Here is a 12,998-nt window from a genome sequence, read left to right as displayed (position 1 = left end):
CCGCATGCGACCGCCGCATGGCCCGGAAGGGGCTGTGGGCTGCCGCCTTTTTTAGATTGTATCTCCATGACTGATTTTACCGGCTTTGGCCTTGCCGAAGCGATTTCCTCCACCCTGACCGAGGGCGGCTATGACAGCCCGACCCCGATTCAGGAGCAGGCGATCCCGCTTATCCTTGAAGGCCACGACCTGCTCGGCATCGCCCAGACCGGCACCGGCAAGACCCTCGCCTTCACCGCGCCGATCCTCGACCGCCTGGCCCGCGACATGGGCCGCGCCGCGCCGAAAACGATGCGTGCGCTGATCCTTGCCCCGACGCGCGAGCTGGCGAGCCAGATTGCCAAATCCGTGTCGACCTATGGCCGCAAAGTCCGCCCGAGCGTGGCAACGATTTTCGGCGGCGTGAAAATCCAGAAACAGATCCGCCAGATGTCCGCCGGCATGGATGTCGTGGTTGCGACCCCGGGCCGTCTTCTCGACCTGATCGATCAGGGCGCGGTGACGCTCGACGGTGTTGAGATGCTGGTGCTCGATGAAGCCGACCAGATGCTTGATCTGGGCTTTATCCATTCACTGAAACGGATCGTCCGCCTGCTGCCCAAGGAACGCCAGACGCTGTTCTTCTCGGCAACCATGCCGAAATCCATCAAACAGCTGGCTGACACCTATCTGCGTGATCCGGTGCAGGTTTCCGTGACGCCTGAAAGCACGACAGCCGAGCGCGTCGAGCAGCAGGGTTTCTATGCCTCCAAAACCGTGAAGCCGCAGCTTCTTGCCCATGTCCTTAAACAGGATGAGGTCAAATCCGCCCTTGTCTTTACCCGGACGAAGCATGGCGCCGACCGCGTCGTTAAACAGCTTGCCCGGCATGACATTGAGGCCGTCGCGATCCACGGCAACAAGTCCCAGAACCAGCGCGAGCGCGCGCTTGGCGCCTTCCGTTCCGGCAAGGTCTGGGTGCTGGTCGCAACCGACATCGCGGCGCGCGGGATCGACATTTCGGGCCTGACCCATGTCATCAATTTCGAGCTGCCCAACGTACCCGAACAATATGTTCATCGCATCGGCCGGACGGGCCGTGCAGGTGCCGAAGGCAAAGCCATTTCCTTCATCGCTGATGATGAGCGCGGCTTCCTCAAGGACATCCAGCGCGTGACGAAAAGCAAGCTGTGGATGCTGGCCCTGCCCGGTGACCTGCCGCAGCCTTCTGCCGAGAAGACCCCGACCGAAGCCCGTCTTCAGCGTGAGGAAGAAGCGCAGAGCGAAGCCCGAAACGCGCGGACATCGCGCAATCCCCGCAATCGCAAGCCTGCTGATCGAAAAGGCGCGGACCGCAAACCGCGCGGTGCCCGTCCCGCCCAAAGGGCTGAGGATGCACCGGCCGCAGAAGGCCGCCGGTTCGAAGAACGTTCAGAACGTCCGGCGCGGCAGGATGATCGTCGCCGGCCATATAAGGCCCGCTCGAATGATGATGCCCGTGGTGACACGCGCAGTGATCATCGCGGAGACAAGCGCAACGATACGCGCGGCGATAAACGCAATTTTTCTCGCGATGAGGCGCGCGGTGAGACCCGCCGTGACACACGGGGCGAAGGCCGCAGCGACAATCGCCGCAAGCCGAACCCGGATCGTCGTCCCGACGACCGGAATGGCCAGCGCCCCAAGCGCGCAGAGGACCAGCGTCCAAAACGGGCAGAAGGCTCGCGCCCTGAGGGCCGTGACACACGCCCCGGCAACAAATCTGACGCTGCCTGGCCCGCGCGCGCTGAGGGCAAACGCCCGCCGCGCAAGGATGGACGCCGCCCGGAAGGCAAGCCGGGCAAACCCGCCCAGCGCCGGAATGGCCCACCACGCAAGAACGGCACGCAAGGCCGGGCTGCGCGGTAGACAGACGCCTGAAAGGGCCCCTAATGTCCGGCGGTCATAAATCCGTCATGAGGGGCTACCGATGGAAGATATCATTCGTGAGATAAACGGCTTCGTCTGGAGTCAGTACTTCCTGATCCCGTTACTGTTGTTGACGGGCGTTTATCTCACCTTCGGTCTAAGGCTGATGTCGATCATCCGGCTGCCCTATGCCATCGGGCAGCTGTTCCGGAAGCGTGAGGATACAGAGGGCGACGTCTCGCCCTTTGGCGCGCTGATGACGGCCCTCTCCTCGACCATCGGGACGGGGAACATTGCAGGGGTCGCCGCCGCCATCGCGATTGGCGGACCGGGTGCAGTCTTCTGGATGTGGATGACCGCTATTGTCGGCATGGCCACAAAATATTCCGAGGGCGTCCTCGCCCTCAAATTCCGTGAGACGGATGAAGACGGCCGCCACGTTGGTGGGCCGATGTATTACATCAAGAACGGTCTCGGTAAGAGCTGGATCTGGCTCGCTGTCATTTTCGCCAGCTTTGGCGTCCTCGCCGCCTGGGGCACAGGCGCTTCGATCCAGGCGAACTCCATCGCCGATGCCCTCAACTCCAATTACGGGATCAGCCCGTTGATCACCGGCGGCGTGCTGGCGCTGGCTGCCGGCGCCGTTATCCTTGGCGGCATCACCCGCATCGCCAATGTCGCCACCAAGCTCGTTCCGCTGATGGCGATTGGCTATCTGGGCGCCGGCCTCATCGTCATCTTTATGCATGCCGATGCGATCCCCGGTGCCTTCAACATGATCTTCACCGGCGCCTTCGGTCTCAGCAGTGCGGGAACCGGCATCTCGATCGGTCTCATGATGCTGGCTATGCAGAAAGGTGTCGCCCGCGGCATCTTCTCAAACGAATCTGGTCAGGGCTCAGCGCCTATCGCGCACGCTGCTGCGAAGAACACTGATCCGGTGAACCAGGGCATCGTTGCTATGCTCGGTACAGTGATCGACACGCTGATCGTCTGCACCATCACGGCGCTCGTTATCCTCACCTCCGGTATCGTGGGTCCGGAATGTATTCCGACAGCAGAGAACGCAGCGACCTTCCTGATGAACGGTCAACCTGCTGGTTGCGATACGGCAGCTCCGCTGACGGCAGCCGCCTTTGGCTCGAGCCTGCCAGGGGTCGGCGAGCATATCGTCGCCGTCTCGCTGACGATCTTCGCCTTCACCACCATCCTTGGCTGGAGCTATTACGGCGAGCGGTGCTGCGAATTCCTGTTCGGAACGAAATCGATTATTCCGTTCCGGATCTCATGGATCCTTGTCACCTTCCTCGGTGCTGCTGCGCTCGTTTTCGAAGGCGAAGTCGCCAACCTCGTGAACCTGTTCTGGCTGGTTGCTGATACGCTGACCGGCCTGATGGCGGCGCCGAACCTCATCGCGCTGGTCCTCCTCAGTCCGCTGATCTTCAAACTCACCAAGGCGTATTTCGCCAATGAAGAGGCCCGTAAGAAAATCGCCTCCGGCGAGCACCACGAATGAGCGTCTCGGCGCTCATCGCAGCCGCGGCCCTAACCTCAGGTGCTGCGGCTGACACGACGCCCTGCCGTGCTCAGGAGAACTTCGTGCTTGTCGTCCATGGCGGCACGGCCCGCGCCGGACAGGTGCCCGAAGCCAAGCTCGTTTTCATGCGAAAAATGCTCGGCCGTGCACGCAATGACCTCAAACGCGGGGCTCACGGCGTCGATGTCGTCGAGGACGTGGTCACTCAGATGGAGGATTCTGGTCTCTTCAATGCCGGACGCGCCGCGATCGCGAACCAGGAGGGGTTCGTCGAAACCGACGCCTCGATCATGGACGGCCAGACCCTCAATGCGGGCTCTGTTGCCTCCATGCGCTATGTGAAGAACCCGATTACAGCGGCGCGTCTTGTCATGGACAAAACCCGCCATGTGATGATGGTCGGTGACAGGGGTGAGGTTGCTGTGACGAAGCTAGGCGCGACCGTCGTCTCGCCTGACTATTTCCTGAGCAACACGCCGAAATCCGATCCTGAGGACCACGGCACCGTCGGTGCTGCCGTGCTCGACCGCTGCGGGAACCTCGCTGCAGGAACCTCGACGGGCGGATATGGCGCAAAAATCCCGGGCAGGGTCGGTGACAGCCCGAATATCGGCGCTGGGGTCTATGCCAAGAATGGCGTCATGGCGGGCTCTGCCACAGGCCATGGCGAGTATTTCATCCGCTTCACCGCCCTTCGCTCAGTCGCCGCACGCATGGAGTATGGCGGGCAGTCGCTCGCTGAGGCCGCCGCCGCCGCGATTGCCGAAATGGATGCTGCTGGCGAGGGCCGAGATGGCCAGGGCGGCATCGTCACGGTTGACGCTCAAGGGAATGTCGCGATGCCCTTTACCTCGGACGGTATGGTTCGCGGCATGGTCAGTGATGATGCACGCCCAACCGTCGGTGTCTTTGAAGAGATGAACTGAGGGCTGCCTCGACAGCCTCAGTAAGCCGCCGACGAACCTCTCCGAGCGGGGCCGCTACCTTACGGCAGCGACCCCTACCCGCCCGTGCTCCAAGGGGGGAGAGAGGATGAGCAGCGGACAGGATTCTTATCGATTAGTGATATCGAGACTTAATCGCAAATTGATTTCTTTGCTGAGAAGCCGGAAGGGCCGCCATCGGTAAGTGCGGGGAAGGGGGAGAGAGACATGCAAAAACCGATGGCGGCGACCAAAGTCACAACTGTTACGCAAGTGACAGTGGCGGGTTACGAGAGACATTAGAGACCAAAGAACACGGTATCATTGCCTCTGGCAACGGAGATATAGAATAACATTGCTGACATCAACTAAAAAAAATGATGACTCACGTATCAACGTGACAAGCCAGACGAAATAACGGCACAGCAATGTCCTAATGCGCATTCTCTATTCCCATCGCACCCGCTCGGCGGATGGCCAACGCGTCCATATCGATGCGCTGACAAGGGCATTCTTGAAATTAGGCCACGAGGTCCTGATCTGTGGACCCGAGGGGATATCGACACCGGATACCCCCCAAAGGTTGTCGGCTGGGAGTGATGGCCCTCGCGGATCACACCTCCCCAAGCCCCTCTATGAGCTCGCCGAGTGGGGCTACTCCCTCCCTGCGTCACATCGCCTCAGGGGGGCTGCGAAGCTGTTCGAGCCCGACATTATCTACGAACGCTACAACCTTTATTATTATGCTGGAGAAAAAGTCGCCAAATCGTTGAATTTGCCGCTGATTCTCGAAGTGAACTCACCGCTCGCCGATGAACGTGCCTCAAATGACGGACTGGCGCTGGAGGGCCTTGCCCGGCGCTCTGAGCGGCACATCTGGCAGACCGCCGATGCCGTCCTGCCGGTGACTGGCGTGCTGGGTGAGATCATCGAAGCGCAGGGCGTCCCCAAAGAGCGGATCCATGTCGTGCCCAACGGTGTCGATGAAGCAACGCTCGAGTTGTCCGACGGTAAGGACCTTCGCGCCGCCTATGAGATCACCGAGCCACTGGTGCTCGGCTTTGTCGGATTTGTCCGCGACTGGCACGGGGTCGACCGCGCCGTCGATTGGCTCGCCACCGAAACGGGTAAGTCCTGTCATCTTCTATTGGTCGGGGATGGCCCCGCCGCACCTTCCCTCAAAGCTCAGGCCGAACGCTTGGGCGTGGCAGACCGGCTGACCGTGACAGGCGTCGTCCAGCGCAACGAAGTCGCCGCCCATATCGCGGCATTCGACATTGCCTTGCAGCCAGCGGTCACCGCCTATGCCTCCCCCCTCAAGCTGCAGGAATATATGGCGCAGGCCCGCGCGGTCATCGCGCCCGACCAGCCCAATATCCGCGAAGTGGTGACCCACGGAGAGACCGCCTTCCTGACCCCGCCAGGCGATACCCGCGCTTTCCATCAGGCGCTTGATCTGTTGGCAGAGGATGCCGCGCTACGTGAGGGGCTCGGCCGGGCCGCGCGTCAGGTGCTGCTTGAGCGGGATCTCACCTGGGCGGCGAACGCCAGACGGGTCGTCGCCATTGCCAATGATCTAATCCTTGCGCGGCGCTAGGCGTTCGTCTGGCCGAGGCGATAGCCGCCCTCGACCGTGATCAGCAGCCTTGCCTCGCTGGGATCAGGCTCGATCTTCTGGCGCAGCCGGTAGATATGGGTTTCGAGCGTGTGCGTCGTGATCCCCGACTGATACCCCCAGACCTCGCCGAGTAGCTCCTCGCGACTGACCGGCCGCGTGCCCGCCCGGTAGAGATAGCGCAGGATGGCCGCTTCCTTGTCGGTCAGGCGGATGGGTTCCTCGCCGGGAACCGCAAGCACGCGTTCCGCCGGGCTGAACTCGTATGGCCCGAGCTGGAAACGGGCATCCTCCGAACGCGTATGATCATGAAGGGCCGAGCGGATGGTCGCGGCAAGGGTTGAGAACCGGCAAGGCCGCTCAAGACGTATCTGAACGCCCTCACCTGCCCTGAACGCGATAACCGGCCCCCGAAAGCCGCGCGCGGCAGCGGCAGACAGCGTTTCGGGCCGCGCTTCATCCGTGAGCAGTACATCGATATGCGAAAGACTGCTCTCTTCATCCGGCAGGCCATCGACATCAGCGGCGGCAATGGCGTGGAATTCGCCTGCGACGGCGAACTGTTCGACCAGCGCCGCGCGGATGGCGGCGTCAGGCTCAAGCAGGATAAGGCGTATCTGACCGGCCATATTGCTCCTTACCCCTCCTTCGGGCGGCGGGGGCCGAAAATCGCAGAGCCGACCCGGACATCCGTCGCCCCCAGATGAATGGCCGTCTCGTAATCGCCGGACATCCCCATGGAGAGACGCGGCAGGCCAAGCTCTTCAGACAGCTTATATAGAAGCGCGAAATGCGGGGCCGGCGGCTCATCCGCAGGCGGAATGGCCATCAGCCCCGTGACCGGGAGGGCGAGGTCATCCCGGCAGTAGCGCGCAAAATCCGCTGCCGCCTTCGGTGCGACGCCCGCTTTTTGCTCTTCCTCACCGGTATTCACCTGCACGAGTAGTTCGGGGATCAGCTCGCCATCCTCGGCGAGCTTGGCGAAGCTCTGCGCGAGTTTTTCCCGGTCGAGGGTCTCGATCACATCAAACAGCCGGACCGCGTCCTTCGCCTTATTGGTCTGAAGCGGACCGATGAGGTGAAGCCAGACACTATCATAGGCATCTTTCAACTCCGGCCATTTGCCTTGCGCTTCCTGCACCCGGTTCTCGCCAAAGCGGCGATGCCCGGCATCAAGGAGCGGGCGGATATCGTCCGCCTCCCAGGTCTTGCTGACCAGCGTGAGGAACACTTCCGCCGGATCGCGCGCGGCATCTTCCGCCGCGGCGGCGATTTTCGCCTCGACGTCCTTCAAGTTTGCGATCACATCAATTTCTGTCATGGCCCCTCCGATGCCCGATATTGCGTCAAATGTCAGGAGCCTGTGTGAGGCCGCAACGGCATTACGGCAGGCCGCCCCGGTATGGCCGGGGGCATTGCCGCCTTTCTCGCTGGTCCTGTTCACAGATGACCGGCGACAGGCGGATCTTCTCTCTTTATTGCGCGAGGTGCCGGAGGCCGGAGATGTCCCGCCGCTTGCCGTCCTCTTCCGCCATGACGGGTTGCCTGCAGAAGCACGCCGGGCGCTGGCGGCGGAAACGATGGCTGTAACCAAGGCAAAGGGTCATTTCTTTTTGACCGCGCGCATGGTGCTGGCCGGAGCCGATGGCAGCCATGCCTGCCCCTCCACGGGGTTTGTGAGCTGGCCCGTTCATGACGCGGCGGAGGCTCGGATTGCAGAAGAGAAGAGCGCGGATTTCGGCTTCGTCTCGCCAGTATGGCCAACGGCCAGTCACGAGGATGCACAGCCCCTCGGCGCAGAAAACGCAGCGGCGCTGGCGCGGCGCATGTCCATCCCCGCCTTTGCGCTTGGCGGAATGACCGCAGACTCCGCCTGCGGACTGCATGGATTGCCATTTTACGGAATGGGCGTGATCGGCGCATGGAGCGGGTAGGACCGCCGGGGCCGGATCAGAACTTGATCGAGCTTTCGAACATGACGGCAGCGGCATTCTCTGATCCACCAATCGCTTCGTCACGCTGGCTGTCGACGAATTGCGCGGCAGCGCCCAGCGTCACGCCATGATCAAAGACATAAGAGACACCGGCCTGCGCGGTCTGGGTCTCGCGGTCGAGCCGGCCGAAAGCGGCATCCGGCGTCGCCGGGCCGACCAGCAGGGTCGCATCGCGCTCGGCATCGGCATTCCCGTAGCCTAGCATGAAGTTCCATTCGCCCGCTTCGAGGGTCACCCCAGCGTCAAAGGCGAGATAGTCCTCATCCCGGTTCTCATCGAACCCGGCATTGGTCGATTTCATCGAGCCGCCGAAGGTCACATTGCCGTAAGCGAGGTTCAGCCCGAAAGCGTAGCCTTTGTAATCGCCGAAGACAGGGACGACCGGTTCGACCGGCTGGCCGCTCTCATCCTTGTCGGCGGTGACGTAACTTGCGCTCAGACCGACCGTCAGGCGGTCATCCCGCACCTTGAAGCCGTTCTGGTAGTAAAGTGCTGCTTCGAGCACATCCTGCCAGCGCTGGTTTGCGCCCAGAAGGGACACATCGCTCGGCGCGCCAAAGCCATCTTCAGGCGCGCAGCGACGGTCACCGCAATTGTCGAGTTCCGGCGCGTAGGAAACGCCAAGCTGGAGCTGGCCAATCAGCCCGCCCAAGAAACCCGGCGGCGGCATATAGGTGATCTTGGTCGACTGGCCGGAGAAATCATTGATCGTGTGAACGTCATTGAGACCGGTCAGGTCCGTCTTCCAGTCATTGACGCCAACGGCGCGGAAAATGTTGGGAGATGTCACCGCCAGACGGCTGGCCGCCCCGGCATCCTTGCCCAGATGAATGCTGCCGAAGCCGCCTCTGGCAAAAAGATAGGCGCCTTCAAGGAAAACATCGCCGCCTTCGGGCCCGACACCACGGTCACCACCGGACAGAAGCGAGGAATAACGCCCGGCCGCATAATATTGCGACGGCCGGTCAGCATCGGCTCTGACAGAACCGGACGCGCCCAGTTCGACGCCATTGTTGAGGATGTGAGTCGCAGTGACGTTCAGCTCGGCATTGGCGTCGGCTTTCGTTTCGCCATCGACAACACCCGTAACAACACTGAGCTCACCGGACACTTCAATGGGGTTTTCGTCCTGCGCCGCAGCCACGCCGAGTGCCAGGCAAGAGACAAAAGCCCCTGCCAGCCCATTCAACGCATGCTTACGCCGAAGCGCCATCAGACATTTCCTCATCATTTTTACGCCCTTGTGGAGCGCTCTCATCCTTATCTGGCAGGTAATTCGGCGGCTTACAAATAAACTCGACGGCAAACTTCTACGGTTACAGGATAACGTGGCAGGAATGACACGTGCATATTCCTGTTGCGAGTGGCATTGACGCCGCGGGCCGACTGGTTAGGTATAGGCCAAAATGAATAAGGGTCGACAGGCTATGACGCCGGAACGTTTTCGTATGCTCAAAATTTTCGGCATTGCCGGAGCTGCAGCGGTTCTCGCCGCCTGCGCTAACAACGATGTTTCGGTCCCGGGCCGGGATGCGCCGCTGATCAAGGCTGATCGCGGTGGCAGCGTGCCGACCAATGTGAACCGCTATCTGTGGCTGGCATCGCTCGACACGATCGATTTCATGCCGGTCGACAAGGCCGATCCCCTTGCCGGGATCATCGCCACTGACTGGTACGGCAACCCGCAGGTGCCGCAGGAACGCTTCAAGACGAATGTCTATATCCTCGACACGGCGCTTCGGGCCGACGCGCTGCGCGTCACGGTCTTCCGCCAGCAGCTCACGGATTATGGCTGGGTCGATGCCCCGGTGAACCCGGCAACCGCCCGCGAGATCGAAAACGCGATCCTGTCCCGCGCGCGCGAGCTGCGCCTGAACAGCCTTGATGGCTGATCCCCATACGTCATTTTGACATCAGGAAGGCGGCGAGAGCCGCCTTTTTTGTGGCCAGAATTTTGCGCGCCTGCGCATCGGTCACCTCTGTCAGGGTCACCTGATCGCCGGGGCGGATCTGCCCCAGCCGATGACGGTCCGCGCGGATGATCTGGGCAATTCGTGGATAGCCGCCCGTCGTCTGGGCATCCGCCGACAGGATGAAGGGATGCCCGCTGCCCGGGCATTGCACCGTGCCCGGAAAGACCGGCGCGCTGAAAGGAAGCCCTTTCTCACGGACTTCCAGCGGGTCATCGCCTACGAGTTCAATCCCCATACGGCTCATCTGCCGCCCCGCAATGAACGGCGCACCGAACAGGCGGGCGCGGGATGTCTCGGACAGCCAGTCCGTTTCGGCAGAGGCAAGCGCCGGCAGAGACCAGCCTTCCGAGACGAAAGGCCGTAGCGAGGCCGGCACCGTTGCCGGTTCGGCGATGGCATCGGTGCCTGCGATGACAAGCTCATCGCCCGCCTTCAGGGCTCGCCCCTGATATCCGCCAAAGCCTGCCGGCAGATAGGTCGAACAGGAGCCCAGAAACTGATCCGCCTTCAGACCACCGCGTACAGCAAGATAGACCCGCGCGCCTTTTATGGCCGGGCCGATGCGGATATCCCGCCGTCCTCGGCCAATATTGATCGGCGCCCACGGCGAGACTTTCAGCCCATTGACGGTGATCTCCGCCTCAGCCCCGCCGACCGCGAGCGTCAGCGGGCCATCAAGAGCCGCCGCAAAGCCGCCATAGGTGATCTCAAGAAGCGCCGCATCGGGACGATTGCCTGCAGCCCGGTTGACGAGCGCGGCTGAAATTTCATCCGCAGGCCCCGATACCGGCACGCCCTTGTGACGCAGGCCCCGCCTTGCGCCTGCCTGGATCGTCGTCTGAATGCCGGGCTCACTGATGAGAAGCGTCATTGCGCAGCCTCGAACCGGATCTTCATGCCGGGGACAAGGCGGAAGGGATCTTCTTTATCAAGATCAAAAAGCGGGAAATCCGTCCGCCCGATGATCGGCCAGCCGCCGGGACCGGCAAGCGCATAAATACAGGAGAACCCCTTGATTGTGCCTACAGACCCCGCCGGCACATGCGGCCTTGGTGTCTCAAGTCGTCCCGCTGTCACGCGGTCATCGAGCCCGCCGAGATAGGCAAAACCCGGTGTGAATCCCATCATCTCGACAGGGTACTCGCGCGCGCCATGCAGCTCGATGAACTCCGCAACCGATAGCCCGGCAGAGGCCGCGACCAGCTCAATGTCGGGGCCGTCTTTGCCGCCATAATGGACGGGCACGACAAGTGTTTTAGCTTCACCGGACGCCCCCTCGACGGCATTGCGTTTCGCATTCGTCAGCAGGGTGAGCACATCTTCTGCTTCGATGGAGAGAGGATCGAACTGAACGGCTACCTTTCGCATGGTTGGCACGATCTCTTCGAAACTGCCGCTTTCGCGCAGGAGGTCCGCAACTGCCTGCGCAGCCCCGCCGTCTTCAACCGCCAGCTCCGCCAGATCATCGCCAATCATCCTTGCCCGCATCATGGGGTCGCCACCCTGACGGCCAGCCCGTCATGTTCCAGCGCGGCGCGGATCGCCTTTGCACTATTGAGCGCGCCGGGCGTATCGCCATGAACGCAGATCGTCTCGACGGGGATCGTGATGTCATCGCCCTTCGCCGTTGCTACGGGACGCCCCTTTGCGAGCGCCAAGGCTTGCGCGATCCGGCAGCTCTCCGCCTCGATCACCGCCCCCTCTTCCGATCGCGGCAAAAGAAACCCTTCTTCCGTATAGACACGGTCCGCAAACCCCTCGGCAATGAAGGGATGGCCAGCCGCATGCGCGGCCTGCTCAAGCGCTGAATTGGCAAGGCCCACAAGCGCGGCGTCCGGTAACACCTTCCGAATGGCGGCCAACACGACCGCTGCCAGCGCCGGATCGCGTGCGGCATCGTTATAAAGCGCGCCATGAGGTTTGACGTGGCGCAGTGTCACGAACTCCTCCGCTGCAAAACCGGCAAGATTCGCAATTTGCATCGAGAGAGTCTCTAGCAGCGCCTCAGGCTCTACAGTCATCGACCGCCGCCCGAAATGCTCCTTGTCCGGATAGGAAGGGTGCGCGCCCGCCGCCACACCATGCCGTTTGGCCAGCTGCAGGGCCGTGCGCATCGACATCTCATCCCCGGCATGGCCGCCACAGGCGATATTGGCGCTGGAGATCACCTCCATCAACCCTTCGTCATCGCCGCAGCCTTCGCCGAGATCGGCATTCAAATCGATCGTTCTGGTCATGGTCCTAAAGTGGCGCAATTGGCCTTATGGCTCAAACACCAAAGCCAGCCTCCCATCCTCAATCCACCCACGACTTGCAGCCACCTCCGCTCCAGCGCAAAGTTGGCAATCACCCGCAAAGATTAAAGCCCCATGTCCGACGAAAAACCCGCCCATCATTTCCGCTATTACGATCTGGCACTCGGCGCCTTCGTCGCCGTTCTTCTGTGCTCGAACCTGATCGGGGCAGCCAAGATCGCGGACGTCTTTGGCGCGACATTCGGCGCCGGTATCCTGTTCTTTCCGCTGTCATATGTGCTGGGCGACATCCTGACCGAAGTCTACGGTTATGCCGGTGCGCGCCGGGCCGTCTGGGCCGGGTTTGCCGCTAACCTATTCGCCGTCTTCATGGCATTCGCGGTGGTCAGCCTGCCGCCTGCTGAGGATTGGGGCGGACAGGAGCATTACGCCTATGTCTTCGGGCAGACGCCCCGCATCGTGCTTGCCTCCCTCATCGCTTTCTGGGCGGGGGAATTCGCAAATGCCTATGTGATGGCAGAGATGAAGCTGATGAGCGAAGGCAAACATCTCTGGCAACGGACGATTGGCTCGACCGTCGTTGGTCAGGGGATCGACAGCCTGATTTTCTATCCCGTCGCATTCTTAGGCGTCTGGTCGATCAGCCAGATCCTGCAGGTCATGATGCTGAACTATGTCCTGAAAGTCGTGTGGGAAGCGATCCTGACCCCTGTCACCTATTACGTGATCGGACAGCTGAAAAAGGCCGAAGGGGTCGAGATCTTTGACCGCGGCACGAATTTCTCCCCCTTCTCACTGAAGAAGTAATCCGTGC

13 protein-coding genes are annotated in these 12,998 nt (G+C 61.6%); 7 read left to right on the top strand and 6 right to left on the bottom strand.

Translation table 11 applies throughout. From position 1 onward, the window contains the following. Positions 1-66: 66 nt before the first annotated feature. From DX908_RS09620 to DX908_RS09605, 4 genes are all read left to right on the top strand, one after another. Positions 67-1,887, top strand: a complete 1,821-nt coding sequence (locus DX908_RS09620) for a DEAD/DEAH box helicase (protein ID WP_116392128.1) — start codon at positions 67-69, stop codon at positions 1,885-1,887. Between the two features lie 61 nt (positions 1,888-1,948). Beyond that, positions 1,949-3,403 (top strand): alanine/glycine:cation symporter family protein, encoded by a 1,455-nt coding sequence (locus tag DX908_RS09615; protein ID WP_116392127.1) that lies wholly within the window; start codon positions 1,949-1,951, stop codon positions 3,401-3,403. Further along, the gene (locus DX908_RS09610; protein WP_116392126.1) at positions 3,400-4,350 is read left to right on the top strand and encodes an isoaspartyl peptidase/L-asparaginase family protein; all 951 of its coding nucleotides are present in this window, start codon (positions 3,400-3,402) and stop codon (positions 4,348-4,350) included. The genes DX908_RS09615 and DX908_RS09610 overlap by 4 nt, the downstream gene beginning before the upstream one ends. 433 nt (positions 4,351-4,783) lie before the next feature. Further along, the gene (locus DX908_RS09605) at positions 4,784-5,944 is read left to right on the top strand and encodes a glycosyltransferase family 4 protein (protein WP_116392125.1); all 1,161 of its coding nucleotides are present in this window, start codon (positions 4,784-4,786) and stop codon (positions 5,942-5,944) included. Here the strand turns inward: DX908_RS09605 and DX908_RS09600 are convergent. Both DX908_RS09600 and DX908_RS09595 read right to left on the bottom strand, forming a co-directional pair. Then, a complete protein-coding gene (locus DX908_RS09600; protein WP_116392124.1) occupies positions 5,941-6,591 on the bottom strand; it encodes a response regulator transcription factor in 651 nt (216 codons plus the stop codon). The genes DX908_RS09605 and DX908_RS09600 overlap by 4 nt on opposite strands. Positions 6,592-6,599: 8 nt before the next feature. Next, positions 6,600-7,283: a YggS family pyridoxal phosphate-dependent enzyme gene (locus DX908_RS09595; RefSeq protein ID WP_116392123.1), complete on the bottom strand. Its 684-nt coding sequence runs from the start codon at positions 7,281-7,283 to the stop codon at positions 6,600-6,602. A gap of 10 nt (positions 7,284-7,293) precedes the next feature. On the opposite strand from DX908_RS09595, the gene DX908_RS09590 reads away from it, so the two are divergent. Beyond that, entirely contained in the window at positions 7,294-7,896 is a 603-nt protein-coding gene (locus DX908_RS09590; protein ID WP_158548639.1) for a thiamine phosphate synthase, read from the top strand. A 16-nt stretch (positions 7,897-7,912) separates the two neighbouring features. Here the strand turns inward: DX908_RS09590 and DX908_RS09585 are convergent, their stop codons facing one another. Beyond that, on the bottom strand, positions 7,913-9,169 hold the full coding sequence (locus tag DX908_RS09585; RefSeq protein ID WP_158548637.1) for a porin: 1,257 nt from the start codon (positions 9,167-9,169) through the stop codon (positions 7,913-7,915). Between the two features lie 214 nt (positions 9,170-9,383). Here DX908_RS09585 and DX908_RS09580 point away from each other — a divergent pair, with 214 nt between their 5' ends. Next, the gene (locus tag DX908_RS09580; RefSeq protein ID WP_116392120.1) at positions 9,384-9,848 is read left to right on the top strand and encodes a DUF3576 domain-containing protein; all 465 of its coding nucleotides are present in this window, start codon (positions 9,384-9,386) and stop codon (positions 9,846-9,848) included. Positions 9,849-9,858: 10 nt separating this feature from the next. Here DX908_RS09580 and DX908_RS09575 read toward each other — a convergent pair whose 3' ends face one another. From DX908_RS09575 to pxpA, 3 genes are read right to left on the bottom strand one after another with little or no spacing between them, the layout of a single operon-like run. After that, positions 9,859-10,800, bottom strand: coding sequence for a 5-oxoprolinase subunit C family protein (locus DX908_RS09575; protein ID WP_116392119.1), 942 nt, complete (start codon positions 10,798-10,800; stop codon positions 9,859-9,861). Beyond that, a complete protein-coding gene (locus tag DX908_RS09570) occupies positions 10,797-11,420 on the bottom strand; it encodes a 5-oxoprolinase subunit B family protein (protein ID WP_116392118.1) in 624 nt (207 codons plus the stop codon). Before DX908_RS09570 ends, DX908_RS09575 begins: the two co-directional genes overlap by 4 nt. Beyond that, the gene (gene pxpA / locus DX908_RS09565; protein ID WP_116392117.1) at positions 11,417-12,166 is read right to left on the bottom strand and encodes a 5-oxoprolinase subunit PxpA; all 750 of its coding nucleotides are present in this window, start codon (positions 12,164-12,166) and stop codon (positions 11,417-11,419) included. The genes DX908_RS09570 and pxpA overlap by 4 nt, the downstream gene beginning before the upstream one ends. 132 nt (positions 12,167-12,298) lie before the next feature. Here pxpA and DX908_RS09560 point away from each other — a divergent pair, with 132 nt between their 5' ends. Continuing rightward, positions 12,299-12,991 (top strand): queuosine precursor transporter, encoded by a 693-nt coding sequence (locus DX908_RS09560; RefSeq protein WP_116392116.1) that lies wholly within the window; start codon positions 12,299-12,301, stop codon positions 12,989-12,991. Positions 12,992-12,998 lie beyond the last annotated feature (7 nt).

Source organism: Parvularcula marina (assembly GCF_003399445.1).
Classification (GTDB): Bacteria; Pseudomonadota; Alphaproteobacteria; order Caulobacterales; family Parvularculaceae; genus Parvularcula; species Parvularcula marina.
This window is presented reverse-complemented; position numbering and strand designations above follow the sequence as displayed.

Bases quoted from the DNA above. Each gene is read 5' to 3' on its own strand.
- DX908_RS09620 (WP_116392128.1), top strand. From the start codon at position 67: ATGACTGATTTTACCGGCTTTGGCCTTGCCGAAGCGATTTCCTCCACC.
- DX908_RS09615 (WP_116392127.1), top strand. From the start codon at position 1,949: ATGGAAGATATCATTCGTGAGATAAACGGCTTCGTCTGGAGTCAGTAC.
- DX908_RS09610 (WP_116392126.1), top strand. From the start codon at position 3,400: ATGAGCGTCTCGGCGCTCATCGCAGCCGCGGCCCTAACCTCAGGTGCT.
- DX908_RS09605 (WP_116392125.1), top strand. From the start codon at position 4,784: ATGCGCATTCTCTATTCCCATCGCACCCGCTCGGCGGATGGCCAACGC.
- DX908_RS09600 (WP_116392124.1), bottom strand. From the start codon at position 6,591: ATGGCCGGTCAGATACGCCTTATCCTGCTTGAGCCTGACGCCGCCATC.
- DX908_RS09595 (WP_116392123.1), bottom strand. From the start codon at position 7,283: ATGACAGAAATTGATGTGATCGCAAACTTGAAGGACGTCGAGGCGAAA.
- DX908_RS09590 (WP_158548639.1), top strand. From the start codon at position 7,294: ATGCCCGATATTGCGTCAAATGTCAGGAGCCTGTGTGAGGCCGCAACG.
- DX908_RS09585 (WP_158548637.1), bottom strand. From the start codon at position 9,169: ATGGCGCTTCGGCGTAAGCATGCGTTGAATGGGCTGGCAGGGGCTTTT.
- DX908_RS09580 (WP_116392120.1), top strand. From the start codon at position 9,384: ATGACGCCGGAACGTTTTCGTATGCTCAAAATTTTCGGCATTGCCGGA.
- DX908_RS09575 (WP_116392119.1), bottom strand. From the start codon at position 10,800: ATGACGCTTCTCATCAGTGAGCCCGGCATTCAGACGACGATCCAGGCA.
- DX908_RS09570 (WP_116392118.1), bottom strand. From the start codon at position 11,420: ATGATGCGGGCAAGGATGATTGGCGATGATCTGGCGGAGCTGGCGGTT.
- pxpA (WP_116392117.1), bottom strand. From the start codon at position 12,166: ATGACCAGAACGATCGATTTGAATGCCGATCTCGGCGAAGGCTGCGGC.
- DX908_RS09560 (WP_116392116.1), top strand. From the start codon at position 12,299: ATGTCCGACGAAAAACCCGCCCATCATTTCCGCTATTACGATCTGGCA.